This is a genomic window from Pelosinus sp. sgz500959, from assembly GCF_042610375.1.
Classification (GTDB): Bacteria; Bacillota; Negativicutes; order DSM-13327; family DSM-13327; genus CTSoil-075.
This window is the reverse complement of record NZ_JBGJZL010000010.1, coordinates 21,517-43,345: the sequence shown is the minus strand read 5'-3', so window position 1 is coordinate 43,345 and position 21,829 is coordinate 21,517. Positions and strand designations below refer to the sequence as shown.

The following is a 21,829-nucleotide window of genomic DNA, read 5'->3' as shown; positions in this document are numbered from 1 at the left end:
CTATGAAAAGGTATTTCTTTGCGAAGAGTAATCCACGACAGACGATTGAAGAGCATACGAAAGATGCGATTCGTTATTATGAGCAACTAAAAGTACGGTATCCATCTATTCTTACGGATGAAGAGTGGATTTTGCTCAAGGATGCAATTCTATATCATGATCTTGGAAAGATTGATATTAAGTTTGAGAATCAAATACTAAGTGCATTGAAGTTAGAGAAAATTAAAGATGAGTATAAAAATATTGAAAGCATTCCACATAATATTCTAAGCTGTGCGTTTTTAGATAAATTAGAGATGAAAAAGAAATATCCCAATACGGAATATGAAGTGCTACTCAAAGCGATATACTACCATCATCATCGGGAGTACGATGTTACTGATGATACGAGTTGGTATATCGAAAATGTTATGCAGAAATACAAAACGGAATTTACATGTACTCTGGTGGATATACCTGAAACGCTGAATACTGATTTCTTTACACGTATCAAATTCAAAATTAGTAAAGAAAATTATAAAGAGATGTTGCGTAAATATCTAGTTATAAAAGGATTATTGAATCGCGTTGATTATGCAGCTAGTGCTGGAATTGAAAATATCGAAGAAGATTATTATGAAGATGGCGTTGGCTTAACTCAAAAAGTCCATAATATGTTTGCTATTAAGGGACATAATTTAAGACCTGTACAACAATATATGTTGGAAAATAGGGAAAAAAATCTGGTTGTGATTGCAGCTACTGGTATTGGTAAAACAGAGGCATCCTTATTGTGGATTGGTGATAGCAAGGGCTTTTATACCTTACCATTAAAAGTATCAATTAATGCGATTTTTGAACGTATTATCAAAGAAGTTGCTTATCAAAAAGTAGGTTTACTTCATTCAGATGCATTGTCATATCACCTCCATGAACAAAGTAATAATGATATGGATAGTGCTCATGTCGCTTATACATGTGCAAAACTTTTATCCAAAACATTGACAGTTACAACGATTGATCAACTTTTTAAATTTGTATTTAGATATAATGGGGGTGAGATGGCATTAGCGACACTGTCTTATTCTCGATTAATTATTGATGAAATACAGATGTATAGTAAAGAACTAGTAGCTATTATTTTAGTTGCACTTAAAACAATCACTGATCTAGGTGGTTCATTTGCAATTGTAACAGCAACATTTCCGCCCGTACTATTTAAGTTTATGGAAAAACTTAAAATTCCAGTGGAATGTTCGAAGACATCTTTTCATAGTGAATTTAGCAAACGGCATCGGATAAAACTTCTAGAAGGAACTGATTTTGATTATGAGATAATTGCAGAATTAGCAAAAAAGAAAAAGGTGTTAATTATTGCTAATACCGTTTCGCGTGCACAACGTATTTATGACAAAATAAAAAGTAATAAATTAAAGAATAAGCAAGACATTAATGTGCAGCTATTACATAGTTCATTCATTAAAAAACATAGAAAAATATTAGAAGACCAAATTTTAAAATTTGCTCCAAATAACAAAGAAAAGCGGAGTGATCAACCAGGTATCTGGATTAGTACACAAATTGTTGAGGCATCATTAGATATTGATTTTGATGTGTTATTTACAGAAATGTGCACAATTGATTCTTTATTACAACGCTTAGGGCGTGTATATCGTAGTCGCTTTTACGATTTAGTGGATGAACCTAATATTTTTATATTAGATGGCAAGAATGGATATGGCAAGGTTGTTGATCCAGAGTTATATAAATTTTCCCTTGCAGCAGTGCAGGCTTTTGATGGACAATTACTAGAAGAAAGTGATGATAAGGATTTGAAGCAGGAGATGATATATATGGTATATGATCCTAAGTGTAATCCAGAGATTTGGGGATCAAAATACTGTAGAGAAATAGACAAAAAAATAGATACTTTAATAAACTTAAAAATGTATGAAATGGATAAAAAGGATGTACAGAGGGAATTTCGAGATATACAGACTAAAACAATTATTCCAGAATCTATTTATAATATGCTAAAGCAAAATGGAGATATAACTCGTTGGGGAAAAGAAATAGAAGACCCTAGTACTTCGAATCAAAGAAAACAACTAATCAAAGATGAAATTTTACAGTATACGATTAATTTATCGCACTATGAAAATGAGCTAAATGTTTTAGGACGGGCTGAGTTAATATATAAGAATAGTAAAATTTATCTTTATTCAGGTAGTTATGAATTTGATGAAGCTACTTATACTGGGATTGGCTTAATTAGAAATCAAAAGAGTAATAAATCAAGTCAGATGCGATTAGCTGAATTTATATAAATGGCAGGTGCATTATGGAAAAAGCAATTAATGGAACCATGATCTACTACTACATTGTCTGTAAGCGTAAACTATGGTATTTTTTTCATAATATTCAAATGGAACAAGAAAATGAAAATGTTAAAATTGGAAAAATTTTAGATGAGGAAAGTTATCGGCGTGAAGAAAAGCATATAACTATCGATAATGTGATTAGTATTGATTATATTAAGCAAAAAGGTATTTTACATGAGGTTAAAAAAAGTAGAAAAATTGAGGAGGCAGGAATTTGGCAAGTAAAATATTATCTATATTATTTAAAACAAAAGGGAGTCACTGATATTAAAGCAAAAATTGATTATCCGCTTTTACGGCAAACATTAGATGTCGAGCTAACACTTGAAGATGAAGTGGAAATAGAACACATGTTAGATGGAATAAAAAAGGTAGTATCAGAAAAAATACCGAATATACCTGATAAAATAAAAATATGTAAATCTTGTGCTTATTATGATTTGTGTTATATATAAAGAGGTGGATTATGAAGCGAAGTTTTTATATTTATAGTGATGGTGATTTAAGACGTCATGATAATACGTTACAATTTACTGCTGTTGATGGAAGTAAGCGTGATGTTCCAATTGAAAATGTAGCAGAAATATATATAATGTCTGAGATGTCATTTAACACAAAGTTTATAAATCTAATGGCTCAACATAATATAACCATACATTTTTTTAATTATTACAGTTTTTATACTGGAAGTTTTTATCCTAAAGAATGTATGCCAGCTGGAGGGCTACTAGTAAGGCAAGTTCAACATTATGAAGATAATGAAAAACGTATTATCATAGCACGGCGTATTATTGAAGCGGCAGCTGATAATATTTACAGAAATTTACGCTATTATAATGAAAGAGGCAAAGATCTTACTGTGTACATGGATGAAATCAATGCATTACGTAAGAGATTGTCAACTTGCCAAAATGTATCTGAACTAATGGGATATGAAGGTAATATCAGAAAAACTTATTATCAATCATGGAATACAATCATTGATCAAGATATTAAATTTGAACGGCGTGTGAAAAATCCACCAGACAATATGATCAATACCTTAATATCATTTGCTAATGGACTAGTCTATACAAGAGTGTTAAGTGAAATTTATCATACCCAATTAAATCCAACGATAAGCTATTTACATGAACCAGGTGTCCGTCGTTTTTCGCTGAGTCTTGATATTGCAGAAATCTTTAAACCTATGCTAGGCGATCGACTGATCTTTTCATTATTAAATAAGAAACAAATCACGGAAAAGGACTTTACAAAAAACTTGAATTTTTTGCATCTCAAAAAAGAAGCATCTCAGCTAATTGCAAGTGAATTTGATAACCGATTGAAAACGACCATAAAACATAGAGAACTTAAAAAAGATGTTTCATATCAATATTTAATTCGCCTTGAATCGTATAAGTTAATCAAACATTTAATGGAAGAAAAAGAGTATGAAGGATTTAAAATATGGTGGTAGGTGAAATATTTTGTATGTAATTTTAACATATGATATAAAGGTTGAAGATGATGGACCAAAAGTTTTAAGAAATGTCTTTAAAATCTGTAAAAGATATTTAACTCATATCCAAGATTCTGTATTTGAAGGTGAATTGTCTGAATCTCAGATAATGAAATTAAATATAGAATTAAAAAAATATATTCGGAATGACAAAGACTCGATTATTATTTTTAAAAGTCGTCATGAACGTTGGCTAGATAAGGAGTTTTGGGGTAAAAGAGAGGACAAACTTGCCAATATCTTTTAATTATAAAGGCTGATGAAAAAATCTGTCGATAGGAGGTAGTGCAAAAAACACGTGTGATCGACAACATATTATAGTTATTAAGTAGAATGGATTTTTTACCGATTAATATACTTGAATTTTTATCGAAAAAGAAGGTGTTTTGTATCATCGACAGAATATTGATTATCAAGGCTTAGAAAACAAGCTTTGTGAGCCTACCTGCGAAAATCTAACCATATTGGAATGTAAATGATGAAGCCCAATATATCGAAACTCGTAAAATGGGCGAAAATCTAACCATATTGGAATGTAAATATTAAGTAGAGAATTGCGTATGCAACGCCTGAGGAGCGAAAATCTAACCATATTGGAATGTAAATGTAAAATATTGCTTGATTCTATCCCTTTAATTACTGGCGCGAAAATCTAACCATATTGGAATGTAAATCAGTCGACAGCGCAAACTGCCAGTCAAGCCAATTAGCGAAAATCTAACCATATTGGAATGTAAATGTATAAAATATTATTTCTAACACTTCCCACACCGTCGCGAAAATCTAACCATATTGGAATGTAAATATATGAAATTTCTTGCAAGCTCTTGAAAAATTATATGCGAAAATCTAACCATATTGGAATGTAAATTCTATGGTGACAGGGTACTCAGTGTATTCAGAAATGCGAAAATCTAACCATATTGGAATGTAAATATGTTAACAATACTAACAATATATCCAAAACAGCTAAGCGAAAATCTAACCATATTGGAATGTAAATATGTATCATCCTGCATTTCAAACACTTCATCTACCGCGAAAATCTAACCATATTGGAATGTAAATGTGTTAATCCTTACAATGTCTTTGTGTTGCTGATATGCGAAAATCTAACCATATTGGAATGTAAATTAGTTAGCGAGGGGTTCACTGTAATTCTGTGCCCATGCGAAAATCTAACCATATTGGAATGTAAATATAGGTAAACTGGTTCCTCTTCTAACTACAATCCCTACGCGAAAATCTAACCATATTGGAATGTAAATGCAGTTATTGGTGTTGTAATCTGGATTGTATCTCCGCGAAAATCTAACCATATTGGAATGTAAATTTTACAATTAATGCCGACACATGCCGTAAATTTATGCGAAAATCTAACCATATTGGAATGTAAATTAAAGATATTGAAGTTGCTAACTTTAAACAGCGTGGCGAAAATCTAACCATATTGGAATGTAAATTGGCTAATTGGGTGTTATCATCCCCTTTCTTTACGCGCGAAAATCTAACCATATTGGAATGTAAATTATGGTTCATTAGTTCAACACCTTCCTGTATTGCTTAGCGAAAATCTAACCATATTGGAATGTAAATTGTTTGCAACAGTCGGTTAAAGAACACTCTACGGTGCGAAAATCTAACCATATTGGAATGTAAATCTATCAGGCAAGAATACGTTAGTCAATCAGCTCGCCAGCGAAAATCTAACCATATTGGAATGTAAATAAAGGTGGTATGTATTCAGACTTTGTAAAAGCTGACGCGAAAATCTAACCATATTGGAATGTAAATTCAATTCGGAAAAATTCATTGAATAATACCCTTTAGCGAAAATCTAACCATATTGGAATGTAAATAAGGTTTTCCGACTCTACGGCTTCAACAGCTAAATGCGAAAATCTAACCATATTGGAATGTAAATTTGTTACAGTCCCAGTAAATGAAGGACTATCAGTAGCGAAAATCTAACCATATTGGAATGTAAATGAATGAAAAAAGTCGCTGCTCTATTGCCGAGTAGCGCGCGAAAATCTAACCATATTGGAATGTAAATACCGTAAGAGCCAGATAAGAAATACCATCTAAAAACGCGAAAATCTAACCATATTGGAATGTAAATGTTGCATTATTATCGGCTCCTGCGTGGTCTAGGTGCGAAAATCTAACCATATTGGAATGTAAATGCAGTTGATATCCCTATTGATGATGGAGATTGGGTGCGAAAATCTAACCATATTGGAATGTAAATGCTAAAAGAGTATCAGAAGAAACATTAAAGATTTTGGGCGAAAATCTAACTATATTGGAATGTAAATCGTGATATTGATATGATCCCTGGTGGTGGATGGGTAGCGAAAATCTAACCATATTGGAATGTAAATATGTTGACGGAATTGAGTTCGCCCAAGGTAGCCCCTGCGAAAATCTAACCATATTGGAATGTAAATTTATTAGTGATTAAAAATGCTAATAAAAAAATAACCGCGAAAATCTAACCATATTGGAATGTAAATGCTAGAAGTAAACGGTCAATACTCTGTCGGCGCTGGGCGAAAATCTAACCATATTGGAATGTAAATGGGCTCTTAATGAGACTTGCGAGACATTAGGCAAAGAGCGAAAATCTAACCATATTGGAATGTAAATGCATTTTAAGAAACTCATAATAACAAAACAGATACTGCGAAAATCTAACCATATTGGAATGTAAATTCAAGACGGTGATCACAGAGCATACAGATGTATTGGCGAAAATCTAACCATATTGGAATGTAAATCTTTGCAGAGTGGCCCAATAAAAAATAAACTTGATGGCGAAAATCTAACCATATTGGAATGTAAATAACGAACTCACATCATAACCAGACTTAGCACTATTGGCGAAAATCTAACCATATTGGAATGTAAATGTAATTGTATTTAGTGGTAAAAGCAAAGAACATACCGCGAAAATCTAACCATATTGGAATGTAAATAAACGTTGCGGGGTCAAAACCAATAGCCAGCTTAATGCGAAAATCTAACCATATTGGAATGTAAATATGGTTAACGATGGCGCATTATCAATTATGCAAAGAGCGAAAATCTAACCATATTGGAATGTAAATGTAGGCATGAAGGTAGTATCTAATTTACCGTTTGCGGCGAAAATCTAACCATATTGGAATGTAAATGATAGTGAAGTACATATTCAAAGTGGTGAACTGCAAGCGAAAATCTAACCATATTGGAATGTAAATCAGCATGAACACGTTTTTGATGATGGATAAAACCGATTGCGAAAATCTAACCATATTGGAATGTAAATAATCGATAGCAAAATGTTTCGGTACCGTGAGCCTCAGCGAAAATCTAACCATATTGGAATGTAAATTTACATCATCAAATTTAATTCCCGGGGCCATTACTCGCGAAAATCTAACCATATTGGAATGTAAATAATGAATGTCTAGAGGTAAAGGCAATGGCAGATTTGCGAAAATCTAACCATATTGGAATGTAAATGCAGAAGTACCTGCACTCGTGATTAACACAGCAAGCGAAAATCTAACCATATTGGAATGTAAATTAATTTACCACGATATATTTGATAATCTAATTTATGTAAAAACTAATTGCATTCAAATATAAAATATAATCTTCTCATTAGAGCATGGTAACATACATTTAAACGTACTAACTTAGTCGCACTTTCAGCGTGTGACTAAGTTAGCTCAATGCAGAGAAAACTAATCATCAATAATTTTTTTAGATCAGTTCCTTTTAGTTCTAGATATCCTTTTTCCTATAAGCTGATTGATTCCAAGATGAGTTGAGGGCTTTTACCGAGGTTGGTTAAGGAATATTCAACTTTTGGTGAGATTTCTGCAAAGATCATATTTAAATTATAATAAAATGGGTAAAATATAATAAGAATCATTAAAATAAAACTATTTGCGTATTAAAAAAATGATATTTTAACACATCGATAGTTTTATTTAGTATTTACTTGTTTATTTTTGCACACTATAATAACATGAAAGGGGGTGAATTACATGTTATATGAACCTTTAAATAAAATATTTTATAAAAATAATGCGACTTATGAGACTATATATAAGGAACGATTTAATGGTGAGTTTACTCATCGCTATAATTTTAATATTGCTGAACACCAGGCTTTCGTAGGCATAAATTTCGAAATTTTAAATTTGATAACCAGTATTCTGCAATTGGATAAAAGGCTCTTAAAAGCAGCTAAGAGTGTGCCGCCAATTGCCTTAATCCAATTTACTCGAAAGTGTATTGTGGACGAAATTCAGTTGACGAATGAGATTGAAGGTGTTCATAGTACTCGTAAAGAAATCAGAGAACTGATTAATAATAAAAATGAAAAGAAAGAAAGAAAGCGCTTATACGGATTAGTACAAAAATATATGATGCTCTCTAATGGGCAGCAAATCAATTTAAAAACTTGTCAGGATATTAGAACGCTTTATGATGAATTTATTTTAGCAGAAGTCAAAGCAACTGATGCGCACAGTATTCCGGATGGTGACATTTTTAGAAAAGATATTGTTGAAATCATTTCCTCAAGTCAAAAAATTCTCCATAAAGGGCTATTTCCTGAATCTAAAATTATTACAGCTATGACGGAAGCTCTAGGTATATTGCATGATGAAAAAATAAACTATTTTGTAAATATAGCAGTATTTCACTATATGTTTGGTTATATACATCCCTTTTATGATGGCAATGGCAGAATGACAAGATTTATCAGTAGCTATTTATTAATGCAGCAGTTGGAGGCGGTTGTTGGTTTTGGATTATCGTATGCCATTAAAAATAAGATTAAAAAGTATTACGATATGTTTAAAGATACCAATGATTACAAGAATAAAGGGGATTTAACTTCTTTTGTGATTGGTTTTTTAGAATTTATCGAAGAAGCTATTGAAAACTTGTGTGTTACCATTGAGAGTAGAGCTGAACAGTTCTATTTTTATATGGAAAAAGTTGAAAACTATGCAGATGGTAATAAACCCATTCGAGAGATACTGCATGTTTTACTGCAAAATGCTTTGTTTGATGAAGAAGGTATCAACATTTTAAATATTGGAAAAGTTGCTGAATTAAGTCCTTCTACGGTTCGTGCTTGGCTTAAAAAAATACCTAAGGATATGTTAGTTATTAGTCAGAATGGTAAGATGAATATTTACAGCTTAAATCTGGATGCGATGGTGCCGAAATAAAAGGAGGTTCCAATAATGAGAAGTATTCGTGCTACTGACAAACAAGTCACTCATGATGAGGCAATGGAGATATTAGAACGAGGGGAATATGGGGTGCTTTCCACAGTCGATAAAGATGGATATCCATATGGCTTACCGCTGAATTATATCATTTTAGATGCTGCTGTTTATCTGCATTGTGCTTTAGAAGGGCATATCCTGGATAATATTTTGGATAATAGTAAGGTATGTTTTACTGTAGTTGCATATTCTGAATTGGTGCCTAGTTCATTTACTGCAAACTATGAAAGTGTAATCGTGTTTGGAAGGGCAAATTTGGTAGAAGGGTCTGAAAAGATCGATATGCTAAAGGCATTAGTGAGGAAATATAGCTCTGAACACTATGATAAGGGCATGAAAGTGATTGATTCTTTCAAAGATAAATGTTCAGTGATTCGAATTGATTTAGAACATATTACAGGTAAGAAAAAACGCTAAAAATATCATTAAAGTGTTCATCTCACTTATGAAATCCTGCTAATCTATTTCGAGATTAGCAGGATTTTTGTCTTTTTGTGGTGAAGGATAGATAGATAAAAAATAAAAGAGTAATGAAGCTAAATCTGTCATTAAAATGTTCATGATTTCTTCTTGTATAAAGAGAAGTATCATCTTTCATAAGGAGCGCTTCTGTAAGAAATCGTATGAAAATTCTTACAGAAGCATGATATAGCAAATGTAGATGTTACAAAAGCGGATTGAATACAATAATATGAGGAGCTATAAAGATGGAAAATGCAGAGCAACAGTTGCAGCAGCATTGTTATAAAGTGAATGGTATACGTGGAAATTATGGAAATCTCCAAGCTTTTTTTAATGCCATTCCCATTCCTACATTTGCATGGCAAGCGGTAGGCAATGATTTTATCTTTACTGATTACAATAGTGCAGGCGCTAAAATGACCCAAGGAAAAATTGGTGCTAAATTAGGATCAAAAGCGACTGATTTTTATCATGATCGATCAGATGTTGTTGAAAGAATGAAACGTTGTTTTGCAACTCGTACGGCGATTGAGGAAGAACTATCTCTTGTGCTCAGGGCGACAGGTGAAGAGAAAAAGTTTGCTGCCAAATATTCATTTTTTCCTCCTGATATGATTTTGCTATACCTTGAAGATATTACGGCACGAAAAGTAGCCGAGGAGAAAGTTTTAGCCTCAGAAACAGAATTGCGTGCTTTATTTGGTGCAATGACTGATAGCGTCTTCGCTCTTGATATACATGGACGTTATGTTAAAATTGGACCTTCTAACCCTTCTTTTCCTTATCATTCCGCTGATGAGTTAATTGGAAAAACCTTAAATGAAGTATTTCCTGACTCTCAGGCCGCTAGTTTCTTAACTTTGATTCAATATGTTTTGAAAACACGCCAGCCTAGCAATGTGGAATATAGTTTGACGATTGACGATCATATAGTATGGTTTGAGGCTACCGTTTCGCCCTTATCAGATGAACAAGTATTTTGGATTGCGCGTGATGTGACGGAACGTAAGTTGATGGATGAACAATTGCAAAAGAATCTTCGAAGATTATCTGTATTATTTGATATCTATAGACAAACAACCCAAGGATTTGATATGGAAGTTTTAATCAGAGAAACTTTGATTATATTGCAAAAACATCTAGAAGTTGATTGTATTGTATTTAACCTTGTCTCTGAAGATGGGCAATATGTCTTGCTTAATTCTTCCTTGGGTTTGCCGGAAAAGCTAGCACGTAGTCTTAGTAAAAGAAGAATGGGGGAAGGGATTGATAGTTGTGCAATTCTAACAAAAATGCCTCAGATTCTAAAGCTAAAAGATATACTTGATACTGAAACTAAAAGAATTGCAGAAGAATGTGGATTTACAGATATCGCTAGTTATCCCCTGATTGCTGACGGAAAAGGGATTGCTACGATTACAATTGCGAATAAAAATGAGCGCGAAATCCGCGGAAAAGATCAAGAATTATTAATAGCTGCATGTGGTCAGCTTAGTACTGCACTACATAATGTACAGTTATTTCGATATTTAAAGCAGGAACTTGCAGAGCGAGAACGAGCTGAAAAAATATCGCATCAAAGCGAAGAACGTTATCGTTTATTAGCTGAGAATATCGGTGATGTGATCTTTACACTGGATTTATCAGATCGGCCTACTTACTTCAGTCCTTCGATAACAAAGCTATTGGGATATACACCAGAAGAAATGATGGAGCAGCCTATTGAAAAAGTCTTTACCTCCTCTTCTGTTTCTAAGATCGCAAACGATCTTCATCAAATCCATGCAACTGTGAAAGCGGGGCGGAGAGTTAAACGAAATCGATTAGAGCTAGAGCAAATACGAAAAGATGGTTCAATTGTATGGATTGAGGCCGTTGTTGGTGGGCTTTATAATTCAGAGGGAGATTTACTTGGCATATTAGGTGTTATTCGCGATATTAGCGAACGGAAATTAGCTGAGGTAACACTTTTTGAAAATGAAGAGAAACTTCGTCATATAGCTTTTCATCATGCGCTCACAGGATTGCCTAACCGTGCATTGCTCACAAATCGAATCAAAGAGCAACTTACATTGGCCCGCACAAAAGAAGCATGTGGTAGTTTGGTATTGATTGGAATCAACGACTTCAAATTAGTGAATGATTCTTTTGGTCATCCGTGTGGGGATGCGGCCTTAATTGAGGTTGCCCAAAGATTGCGCACTCTTGCTGGAAGAGAGTATACAGTAGCGCATATTAGTGGAGATGAGTTTGCTTTACTTTTACCTGGTGTGAGTAATCGAGATGATAGTATTGCTTTTATCGATAGAATTATGCAATTATTTAAAAGGGCTTTCATAGTAGGGAATGCTCGTTTTCATCTTTCAGTCAGCATTGGGAGTGTCATTTATCCTGAGCAATGTGAGGATATGGATGAATTATTGAAAAATGCCTATATTGCCTTGCACGAAATTCAAATGACGAAAAAAGGAGGGTATTGCTTTTTTGATTCTTTATTGCAAGATGCTGTACAAGAAAGTATGCAGATGGCGAATGATTTGCGAGAGGCTATCCGTCGCGAAGAATTTTTACTCTATTATCAACCCAAAGTTGAACTTTTGACTGGAAAGATTGCTGGTCTTGAAGCACTTATTCGCTGGAAACATCCCAAATCTGGTTTGGTATCTCCTGACCGTTTCATTCCGATTGCGGAAAGGACGGGGTTAATTTTGCCGATTGGGGAGTGGGTTCTGCAGACGGCGTGTCGATTTATTAATCGGCTACATGAGAATGGTTACCAAGGTCTGGCGGTTGCAGTGAATATTTCTGGTCACCAGTTAATGCAGCAAGATTTTGTTGAGCAGATTATGACCATTATGAAGGCTGGCATGGGAGTGTCTGCAGAATGTTTAGAATTAGAGATAACAGAAAGCGTGTTATTGGAGAATTTAGATAAATATATAACTAAAATTGAGCATCTGCGTACCCTGGGAATCAAAATTTCTTTAGATGATTTTGGGACGCGATATTCATCCTTGGCTTATCTAAAATCTTTGCCTGTTAATACACTGAAGATTGATAAGCAATTTATCGATGATGTGGCTATCGATATTGGTAGTGGAGCGATTGTCGGTGCTTTGATTCAGTTGGCACATGCCTTAAGGATTATAGTCGTAGCTGAAGGTGTGGAGACCATGGCTCAGCAACAGTTTTTGCAGGAAAAACAATGTGATCAAATACAAGGCTATCTATTCAGTAGACCTGTACCAGAAGAAGAAATCTTAGTGTTATTGCGAAATCATATTGTGATATGATGAACCTTCTTTGCTGGGAGATTGATATATGGCTAGTCACATAGAAAAACGATTTTTGATGATGAAAATGTTTTTATTGGTTTTTGTATTTGTACATTTTTCATTCATAGGGCTAGTTTATAGTCAACCACAGGCCACTGCAGACAAAGGAATTGACGATAATCCCATCTCTCTTGCTGGATCTTGGAAGGTTATGCAGGCTGATCAGCGTGCATTTGGAGACCCTAGTTATGATGATTCGAACTGGCGGATTATACAAGTCCCCGCCAATGAAGATGAGCAATTCGTGACACAATCGAGTGGCTATGTATGGTATCGAAAATGGATTTATATTCCTTTTGATAAACCGATGTTTAATTTGGGGCTAGAACTTGGAAAGATCGCTTTTTATCATGAAGTGTTTGTTAATGGATCTATGATTGGCGCTAGTGGTTCTCCAGGCACGTATAATCTATTTATTGAAAAAGTGCAGATTTATCAAATACCGAATGAAATTTTGCATTTTGGCGGATATAACTTAGTGTCAGTACGTGTCAAAGGTGGGAGTGACGGCGACATAGGGATCTATGAGGGGAAAGTAGTATTAGGTGATTATGAAAAGCTTTGGACGGAGCTTATCCGTGCTGAAGCGGCAGTGCTTATCTTTAGTGGTAGTTTTATCATATTAAGTGTATGTGTTTTATTTTTCTTTGTACGAAGACCGAAGGAGTGGGAGTATCTTTTTTTTGGATTAGGTGCTCTCGATATGGGGATTTATACTTTTTACGTTTCTCAATGGCGATACATACTTGGCATTGAGAGACAGTGTGATTTCCGATTATATTATAGTGCTGTATTTTTTGTTGTGCCGCTTTTTTTACGATTTACTTATGAATTACTACCACGGAGCATCCCATGCACGCAGGTGGAAAGAAAGTTTGCTTATATGACCAAAGGTTTACTGTTGTATGCTGGATTACTCGTTTTGGGTTTAATGTTATATAAGGATATTCGAGGGTGGGAATATGTTGATGCCTACTTAAATAATTGGATCATTATCGGTTCTAGTTGTATCGGTATTTTATATTTGTTTTATAAGTTAGCCAGGAAAGATAAAGATGCGATTATTATGTTTTTAGGTAGTGTGATTTCTTTTAGTAGTGGGATATTGGAGGCTGCCCGACAATATTATCCACATATACCTCAATATATGGCAACCTGGGGAGTGGCGATATTTATCTTTTCTCAAACGATTCTTCTAACGAATCGATTTTTGCGGTTGCACAAGAAAGTGGAACAATATTCAGAGAGTCTGGAAAAAATGGTGGATACGCGAACAGAAGAACTGAAGATCATGGATAAGTCTCGTCGGCGCCTGCTCGGGAATATATCTCATGATTTAAGGACACCAGTTGCCTCTGTTTTAGGACATGTAGAGCTACTCTTAGAAGGATTTGCAGAAACGCCAGAACAACAACAAAATTATTTAAAACGAATTCATTCCAAAATGCTTGGGCTCAATCGACTCATTCAGGATCTTTTTGAGCTAACAAAAATCGAATCCCAGCAGGCCGGTTTTCAGATGTCGAAGGTCGCTGCAAAAGAAATCGTCGAAAAGATTTTTGAAAGATATCTATTTGATGTGAAAAATGCTGGTTTTGGGTTTGAATATCAAAATGACGTGGCGATGAATGTGATGGTATCAGCTGATACGGATCGGTTGGATCAAGTATTTGCGAATCTGATTAGCAATGCAATACGATATATCCAACCAGGTGGGTGCATTACGATTAGTTGTGAGTTGTTAGATAGTTGGAGTGATGGAAAAAATCCTGATAGGATGGTGCTACTAAAGGTGGCTGATGATGGAATAGGAATTGCGCCTGAGCATATCCCCAATATTTTTGAACGTTTCTATCGTGGCAGTGAGGCGCGGGAAACTTCGTCAGAAAACAGTGGTTTAGGGTTAGCTATTGTGAAAGAAATTGTAGTAGCTCATGGCGGTCATATCTGGGTTGATACAACAATAAGTCAAGGTTGTACCATTTGCTTTACCTTACCTGTCATATAAAAAATGATATTTTTGCTTTTAGAATTTTGTAAAATAGCCCTATGGAATAGACTGTTGATGAGTCTGTTCCATAGGGCTATTTATATTTGTGTGATTGTAATGTTGCAATATTATCCGTTGTTATTATAACTGGCTATTAAATTGATATCCCTTACCCCAAACAGTAATGATGTATTCGTGTTTGTCAGTATTTTGTTCTAGTTTTTTGCGTAAACGGTTGATGTGGACGGCAACTGTACGAGTATCAATGCTGTCAGCACCCCAGACCGAAGAAAAAAGTTGCTCAGTTGTAAAGGGCCATCCAGGATTGCGTGCTAATCTTACTAATAGTTGAAATTCCATTTGGGGGAGGTCGATCACTGCACCATTAAGTATCACGAGTGATTTGACAAGGTCGATCTTTAACCCTGGAAATTCTAAACATTGTTTACGTATAGTTGGCATATCAGGTAACCCTCTACGTCTCAGAGCAGCTTTCACGCGGGCCTGTAGCTCAGCTAAACTAAAAGGTTTAGCAATATAATCATCCCCGCCGGCTTCTAAGCCTTTGATTTTGTCATGCTCTTCTGTGCAACAGCTTAGGAAAAAAATTGGGATATCTGTTTCCTGGCGTAGGATGCGACATATATTGATACCGTTTATTCCAGGTAATTGCACATCGAGAATGATCAAATCAGGGGAGTATTCACGGGCTTGTATGAGAGCGTCATTTCCGTCAAAAGCCTGAAAACATTTAAAGCCACTTTTAGTTAAATAAAGGTAAATGATTTCATTCATTTCCTTGTCATCTTCGATAATTAGAATTTTTTGTTGTGACATAAAAACACCTCAGATATATATTTCTTCTTTTGTAAGTATATTCCTTTTTTTTATTCGACAATTTATATTAAAAATATAAGATCATTAAATGTCATTTTAAGAATAAAAATGAATCTTTTTAAGAAGATTTTAGAAAAAAGTTTAAACTTTGTTTAAAATTGTCAGAATTTTTTTTGATATAATTTAATTAGATAGACTCCCAAGTAGGAAGGAGGAAACAGTGATGTCCAAAAGATTATTTGGCGCAATTATTCTTGCAATTTTTCTTTCGGCAATCATAAGTGGCTGTGGTAAAGTGGGGACAGCGTCTGGCCATTCTCTCACGCAAGAAGCGGCGGTCATAAAAATCGTGAAAACCCCATATTTGCTAAACGTTAGTAAGGTGTTTCTTCCTCAAGTGAGAGGAATGACAAATCTAGATTTACAAGATACGATTAATAGTAATTTGAAAGCGACTATATTGTCTTTTGCGAATCCTTCTGCTAATAGCTCTCTTTATGGTGATGTAGAGGTCTCATTTTATAATTCTAATTTGCTAGGTCTCCATTTCAGAGGTAATAGTTTTACACCAGGGGCAGCTCGTCCGAATAAAATTGATTGTGGCATTCATATTGATTTAACGACGGGAAAAGTCTATAAAATTGAAGATCTTTTTAAAAGTAATGTTGATTTTGAGAGCAAAATTAAAGAGATTTGCTCAGCTTATGATAGTAGCTATCGAATTAAAATTGAAAGTCTTTGGGATGGATGGACGAATAAAACATTTAGTGATTCATGGGTGGGAAATGAAAAGTCTTTTTTGTTATTGGAGAATTCCATGAGGGTGTATTCAATCCCCTCATATGCTCAAGGCGCAATTAGTGGATACAATGTGCCTTATGCTAAAATGAGTAATTTTATTAATTTAGATGGTGAATTGTGGAAAAAAATGCAAAGTCAAAAACCAAAGGCAATCGAAGTGATTGGTGAAGATGTAGGCGCTGGTAATGCAGCCTTATATAGAGTTGGTCATGGAAGAGTGGGGTTATTGAGTCGAGATCTGACCATTAATGATGCGAAAAGGATTATTACTGATACTTATCAAGGACGTATTATTGAGAAAGAGGAGCCTGCTGGTGAAGGGACAATAAGTCGCGTTGTCAATGTATATCTAGATTCGGCTGATGATAATCATCCAGCTCTCAAAATTATATTGGATGACAAAGGGAAAATTTATCAAATTATGGCATTTTCCTCAGAATTCAAGACGGCGAAAGGATTACATGCAGGATCATCATGGGCAGAAATTCAGAAACTTTACCCTAATGGAAAAATGCGTTTTGAAGGGGTGGTCGCTTTTTTTACACCTGATGATCGCGTCATTTGTTCCTTCGATCCAAAATCTAAAATGAATTGGGAAAAAATAAATTTGGGCCAAGAGAATCCACCAGATGATCTGAAAATCATGTATCTTTTCACAATGTAAGAATATTTCTTGCCAATGTAAAGAAAATAGACCTTTTAATTCATATAATGAAAGTTGAGTAATTAAAATTTTGATATTGGAGAAACTATCACGAGGAGGTGATGTTTTTGAAAAAAACACTGATTCCTGGTATGTTCTCTAGTATTTCTGATGCTGAGTTAGTAACTGAAATGCTGAATACTACCAATGAAGAAGATATAAAACCTAAAGATGGCATAAAACCCGAAGAGGGCAAAAAAAATAATTGGCTACCCAATTTATAAGAGTCATTTGTCGCCCTACTTGAAAAGTAGAGCGACTTTTTAGTTGCTAAAATATTAATAAGGCAAAAAAAGGTAATTATCTAATGGTTTTCCAAAGGTAAAAAAGGGTTTTTGTCGAATGTAAAGATAAATACAAGATAATTGGGTAATATAATGGTGATATTTTTTCGAATAAGTGGGAAGGATTGTAAGAAACAATAAGGTGTTATCTATGGGGAATTTAAAAGATGTCTTTATGAACAAGCAATTCCAAGGGATTGCAATCGCACAAATGCTAACAGTATTTGGATCGACTTTGCTAAGCCCTATTTTACCAGTGTATTTAAAAGGACAAGGGTTAAGTGATAGCCAAATTGGCTTAATTATAGGAATTTCAGCCTTTGGGGCTTTGATTTTTAGGCCATGGGCGGGGAAAAGTGTTGATAAGCATGGGAGTCATCCCCTGGTTCTAGTTGGTCAAGTATTGACAATGATTAGTATTTCAGCGTTTATTTGGACGAGTGGGTTTATCCCTTTATTACTTACCCGATTATTACAAGGTATAGCTTCGAGTTTCTATGGAACAGCAGCTGTAACTTTTGCTAGCAGTATTGGGTCAGGTCAGTATGCAGAGAGTGCCGTTGCTTTTTACTCAGTTTTTACAATGGTAGGTATGGGCATTGCAGCGAGCGGTGGGCCACTTCTCTTTCATATTTTGGATTTCCATCCCTTAGTTTTTCTCAGTTTAGCAACGCTGGCCATGGCAACTTGTTTTTTTGCCGTGCGTACAATCGCAATTCCGCCCTTTTCTCAGAAAAAACGGGCAAGTTTTGGAGTCGTACTGAAGTCTAAAGAAGTGTTTGTACCGACTGTTTGTCAATTTGCTTCTAATTTTACATTTAGTGCAGGTTTCACCTATGTGCCACTTTATGCAATTAGTCAACATGTCACATCCTATTCTATATTTTTTGTGACGTTTACAGTGGCTGTAGTGGCGGTACGAATGAGTGTACAATATATCAATATGCGTTGGAGCAGTGAAAAGTCGGCTTTAATTGCAAGCTTTCTCAATGTTTTTAGTATGGCAATTCTTGCTCTTAGCGCAAATGGTTTCATTTTTGCAATTGCAGGCATACTCATTGGTTTAGGTTTTGGTATTATTTTTCCTTCGATGGCAGGGTTTGTGGTCAATCACACGCAGCCAGCGAACAGAGGGACGGCTCTTAGTATTTTGACGGCTTCAGGTGATGTGGGTTTTGCTCTAGGAGCGTCTGTTTTGGGTGGGGTAGCGGATTTCTTCGGTTACCAGGCATTATTTATCGTGTCGACATTCGTCGTACTAGTTTGTACGATTTATTACTATATGGCCTTCTTTTATCAAAAGAGTTAAAATTCTATTTGCAATGCAATCAGAAAACCGTTATAGTAATTCAATACATAAAGTAAAGAGGTAAAAGAGGAGTAAATCATGACAGAATCATTTGATACATTAGGTCTGAGTGGCCCGCTCGTGGCAGGACTTCATGCCGCAGGAATTGATGTTCCTACAGGAATACAGACTCAGGTCATTCCCTTGGCACTACTTGGCAAGGATATTATTGGTCAATCGGCAACGGGTACAGGTAAGACATTAGCTTTCTTATTACCTATATTTCAAAGAATTGATACAACGAAACGGGAAATGCAGGCTATGATTCTTGCTCCGACTCATGAACTAGCCATTCAGATATTACGACAAGTTGAAGTGCTAGCCAAGAACTCAGGTCTGCCTGTAACGTCAACGTCGATTATTGGCAATGTAAATATTGCACGGCAAATTGATAAGCTGAAAGAACGACCACATATTCTAGTGGGTTCGAGTGGTAGGATTTTAGAATTAATACAAAAAAAGAAAATTACCTCCCAAACAATTAAAACCATTGTCATTGATGAAGCTGATCGCTTATTTGATGAACGTAATGTAGATAGCGTGAAAGCTGTAATCAAAACGACGCTAAAAGATCGTCAGATTATGCTTTTTTCAGCAACGATCACACCAGAAACCCTCGTGCAAGCTCAAAAAATTATGCATGAGCCTGAAGTGCTGACCATTGAAGGACAAGTTGGTGATATGCCAGATATTACTCATTTATATTTTATGGCAGAGCAACGGGATAAAATTGAAATGCTCAGAAAAATTGTAGCACTGATTCATGGTGAACGAGTGCTGATTTTCATCAATAAAAGTGAAGAAATTGAAACGACTGCAGCCAAACTTGAATATCATGGACTCAAAGCTGCAGGTATTCATGGCAGTTCCTTTAAAGGTGATCGTAAAAAGTCCTTGGAAGATTTTCGTAAAGGCAAAGTTCAATTGTTGGTTGCTTCTGATGTGGCGGCGCGTGGGCTGGATATCACAGGTGTTAACTACGTATTCAATTTGGACATGCCAGAAGATCCACAGGTTTATTTGCATCGTGTAGGACGGACAGGCAGAGCTGGAAAGAGTGGTATTGCAATCAGTATTATCGATAAACCTGAACTTCCCGTGATTCATAAATATGAAAAATTATTAAACCTAAAGATTGCAGCAAAATATATGGCTAATGGAAAAATTCTCGATAAAGTAACAAAGGCAGATCCAGCTAAGGCGAGTGAAAAGGTTAGACCTAAAAATATGAATAAGATTAAAGCAAAACCTGCACAGGCTAAAACGAACAAGAACTAAGTGTTTTTTGAATAGGCGATTGATTTGGCATGGAATCAGAGAGAATGGGGGGATAGTGTGTATAGTTTTCCAATAGAAACAGGTGAGAATATTATAAAAAAAGGTCTTGTCAGTTTGCAATGTGATGGTGAAGCTTTTAGTGGTGCTTTGTATTTGACAACGGAAAGATTGGTGTTTGTAGGATACCTGCTTGATATTACTCATAAGTATATGGAAGAGGTGCCGCTAGCCCACATTGCAGAACTAACAAAGGGAAAGTCATTGTTTGTGATTCCTAATGTCTTAAATGTGCTAACGATCAAAGAACGAAAGTTGAAGTTCGTAGTCAAGGGCAGTGGCGAGTGGTTTGATGAAATCAATAGACAAATACAGATCATCGTATGAGCAACCTAATTTAGGTTGCTTTTCTTCTTTTGTATGCATTTATCATGTAATACATATAATAGATCAAGAAGGGAGTGAGGGTGGTGAAATTACTTTCTGTTGGTTTAAAGGGAACAACTCAGGAAATACGCGAAAGATTGCAATTGGATTGTAAAACCTTGATACAAGATGGTTTTCGAGTAGCAATTGATGAAATTAATAAAGGTCACTATACTTTTATTGGCTGCAATGTAATCGAAGGCGAATTGTCCTTTCGTAATTATGAGCGGATCAAGAATTCAATGAAAAATCACGTTGCTAAAATGCTAGCCGAATTTATTGTTGTACGAGAAGAAAAGAAAATTGTGAAAAAAATGATTGACCAATATTATGCTTATTATACTGAAGAGGAACGTAAGGTTATTTATGACCATACGTTGGAGTTGTTAAGTGATAGTAATGGCGTGATTGTGGATTTTAGTATGGCTACACGTTGCACTCAAATACTGGAAAAAATTATTGAATATCTTGATAATCACCATGAGTTAGTCTTAGAAGGGTTTATCAATTTCCGTTTAAAAGAATATCGAGAAAAGTTGATGCAGATCGTGGATAAGGCAGCAGATGATTATATGATGGACTTAGAATATAAAGAGTTTATTCATGTCTTGCGTGGATTTGTCGATATTCAAGAACCACAAGTAGAAGAAGTTCATGTGATTGTTGTTCAGGAGGGGCTGTATAAGATTGTTGATGACCAAGGCCAATCTATTGATAATCAAAATTTTGAAAGTTTTTTGTTGCAAAGAAGTGAGCAAATTAATTATGAGGATTTACTGATTACGGCGTTGATTACGATTGCTCCTTATCATGTTGTTGTGCACATACATCATTGTAATAATTCTGTGACACAAAGTGTGGTGGAAACAATCAAAAACATTTTCCCAGGGCGGGTTATGATTTGTGAAAGGTGTGATTTTTGTTATTGACAATGATGATAAAAATGGATATTATTATTCTAAAATCATTAAATTGCTAAAAGTAATGCAAAGGACACGACAATCGTGAAAATGTTGTTTCAGAGAAAAAATGCCATAGGCTGTGAGCATTTTAACAAACATCATTATTGTTACCACCTTTAAACTGTTCGGCTGAATATTTTGTGTCATAGAGAGTTTTCTGTATGGTGTAAAATGGTAAGTTGCGCCGGGGTCGTTCCCGTTATCAAAATATGAGAGAGGCTTTGGCCAATCAGGGTGGAATCGCGAGTTAC

At 35.1% G+C, this 21,829-nt stretch carries 15 protein-coding genes and 1 CRISPR repeat array; of the genes, 14 read left to right on the top strand and 1 reads right to left on the bottom strand.

The window, feature by feature from the left end:
* Positions 1 to 2: 2 nt before the first annotated feature.
* From cas3 to ACAN52_RS15770, 8 genes are all read left to right on the top strand, one after another.
* Entirely contained in the window at positions 3 to 2,306 is a 2,304-nt protein-coding gene (cas3, locus tag ACAN52_RS15805; RefSeq protein WP_378955884.1) for a CRISPR-associated helicase Cas3', read from the top strand.
* Positions 2,307 to 2,320: 14 nt separating this feature from the next.
* Positions 2,321 to 2,815, top strand: coding sequence for a CRISPR-associated protein Cas4 (gene cas4, locus ACAN52_RS15800; protein WP_378955883.1), 495 nt, complete (start codon positions 2,321 to 2,323; stop codon positions 2,813 to 2,815).
* An 11-nt stretch (positions 2,816 to 2,826) separates the two neighbouring features.
* On the top strand, positions 2,827 to 3,819 hold the full coding sequence (cas1b, locus tag ACAN52_RS15795; RefSeq protein ID WP_378955882.1) for a type I-B CRISPR-associated endonuclease Cas1b: 993 nt from the start codon (positions 2,827 to 2,829) through the stop codon (positions 3,817 to 3,819).
* Between the two features lie 10 nt (positions 3,820 to 3,829).
* The gene (cas2, locus tag ACAN52_RS15790) at positions 3,830 to 4,108 is read left to right on the top strand and encodes a CRISPR-associated endonuclease Cas2 (protein ID WP_378955881.1); all 279 of its coding nucleotides are present in this window, start codon (positions 3,830 to 3,832) and stop codon (positions 4,106 to 4,108) included.
* Positions 4,109 to 4,308: 200 nt separating this feature from the next.
* A CRISPR array of direct repeats spans positions 4,309 to 7,432; the repeat unit is 30 nt; unit sequence GCGAAAATCTAACCATATTGGAATGTAAAT.
* A 466-nt stretch (positions 7,433 to 7,898) separates the two neighbouring features.
* Entirely contained in the window at positions 7,899 to 9,095 is a 1,197-nt protein-coding gene (locus ACAN52_RS15785) for a Fic family protein (RefSeq protein ID WP_378955880.1), read from the top strand.
* A gap of 15 nt (positions 9,096 to 9,110) precedes the next feature.
* The gene (locus ACAN52_RS15780) at positions 9,111 to 9,572 is read left to right on the top strand and encodes a pyridoxamine 5'-phosphate oxidase family protein (protein WP_378955878.1); all 462 of its coding nucleotides are present in this window, start codon (positions 9,111 to 9,113) and stop codon (positions 9,570 to 9,572) included.
* A gap of 290 nt (positions 9,573 to 9,862) precedes the next feature.
* Positions 9,863 to 12,910: an EAL domain-containing protein gene (locus tag ACAN52_RS15775; RefSeq protein WP_378955877.1), complete on the top strand. Its 3,048-nt coding sequence runs from the start codon at positions 9,863 to 9,865 to the stop codon at positions 12,908 to 12,910.
* 28 nt (positions 12,911 to 12,938) lie between these two features.
* Positions 12,939 to 14,960, top strand: a complete 2,022-nt coding sequence (locus ACAN52_RS15770; RefSeq protein ID WP_378955876.1) for an ATP-binding protein — start codon at positions 12,939 to 12,941, stop codon at positions 14,958 to 14,960.
* Between the two features lie 123 nt (positions 14,961 to 15,083).
* On the opposite strand, the gene ACAN52_RS15765 is transcribed toward ACAN52_RS15770, so the two are convergent.
* Positions 15,084 to 15,779: a response regulator transcription factor gene (locus ACAN52_RS15765; protein ID WP_378955875.1), complete on the bottom strand. Its 696-nt coding sequence runs from the start codon at positions 15,777 to 15,779 to the stop codon at positions 15,084 to 15,086.
* A 223-nt stretch (positions 15,780 to 16,002) separates the two neighbouring features.
* Here ACAN52_RS15765 and ACAN52_RS15760 point away from each other — a divergent pair, with 223 nt between their 5' ends.
* From ACAN52_RS15760 to ytxC, 6 genes are all read left to right on the top strand, one after another.
* Positions 16,003 to 17,244: a hypothetical protein gene (locus ACAN52_RS15760; protein WP_378955874.1), complete on the top strand. Its 1,242-nt coding sequence runs from the start codon at positions 16,003 to 16,005 to the stop codon at positions 17,242 to 17,244.
* A 107-nt stretch (positions 17,245 to 17,351) separates the two neighbouring features.
* Entirely contained in the window at positions 17,352 to 17,507 is a 156-nt protein-coding gene (locus ACAN52_RS15755; protein WP_378955873.1) for a hypothetical protein, read from the top strand.
* A gap of 211 nt (positions 17,508 to 17,718) precedes the next feature.
* Entirely contained in the window at positions 17,719 to 18,876 is a 1,158-nt protein-coding gene (locus ACAN52_RS15750; protein WP_378955872.1) for an MFS transporter, read from the top strand.
* A gap of 78 nt (positions 18,877 to 18,954) precedes the next feature.
* Entirely contained in the window at positions 18,955 to 20,193 is a 1,239-nt protein-coding gene (locus tag ACAN52_RS15745; RefSeq protein ID WP_378955871.1) for a DEAD/DEAH box helicase, read from the top strand.
* Between the two features lie 57 nt (positions 20,194 to 20,250).
* Complete coding sequence (locus tag ACAN52_RS15740; RefSeq protein WP_378955870.1) at positions 20,251 to 20,577, top strand: GRAM domain-containing protein; 327 nt, start codon at positions 20,251 to 20,253, stop codon at positions 20,575 to 20,577.
* 83 nt (positions 20,578 to 20,660) lie between these two features.
* Entirely contained in the window at positions 20,661 to 21,545 is an 885-nt protein-coding gene (gene ytxC, locus ACAN52_RS15735; RefSeq protein WP_378955869.1) for a sporulation protein YtxC, read from the top strand.
* The last annotated feature ends 284 nt before the right edge of the window (positions 21,546 to 21,829 follow it).

Coding starts and splice junctions, on each gene's coding strand:
- ACAN52_RS15745 (WP_378955871.1), top strand. CDS start 18,955: ATGACAGAATCATTTGATACATTAGGTCTGAGTGGCCCGCTCGTGGCA.
- cas4 (WP_378955883.1), top strand. CDS start 2,321: ATGGAAAAAGCAATTAATGGAACCATGATCTACTACTACATTGTCTGT.
- cas3 (WP_378955884.1), top strand. CDS start 3: ATGAAAAGGTATTTCTTTGCGAAGAGTAATCCACGACAGACGATTGAA.
- ACAN52_RS15780 (WP_378955878.1), top strand. CDS start 9,111: ATGAGAAGTATTCGTGCTACTGACAAACAAGTCACTCATGATGAGGCA.
- ACAN52_RS15750 (WP_378955872.1), top strand. CDS start 17,719: ATGGGGAATTTAAAAGATGTCTTTATGAACAAGCAATTCCAAGGGATT.
- ACAN52_RS15775 (WP_378955877.1), top strand. CDS start 9,863: ATGGAAAATGCAGAGCAACAGTTGCAGCAGCATTGTTATAAAGTGAAT.
- cas1b (WP_378955882.1), top strand. CDS start 2,827: ATGAAGCGAAGTTTTTATATTTATAGTGATGGTGATTTAAGACGTCAT.
- ACAN52_RS15770 (WP_378955876.1), top strand. CDS start 12,939: ATGGCTAGTCACATAGAAAAACGATTTTTGATGATGAAAATGTTTTTA.
- ACAN52_RS15760 (WP_378955874.1), top strand. CDS start 16,003: ATGTCCAAAAGATTATTTGGCGCAATTATTCTTGCAATTTTTCTTTCG.
- ACAN52_RS15765 (WP_378955875.1), bottom strand. CDS start 15,779: ATGTCACAACAAAAAATTCTAATTATCGAAGATGACAAGGAAATGAAT.
- ACAN52_RS15785 (WP_378955880.1), top strand. CDS start 7,899: ATGTTATATGAACCTTTAAATAAAATATTTTATAAAAATAATGCGACT.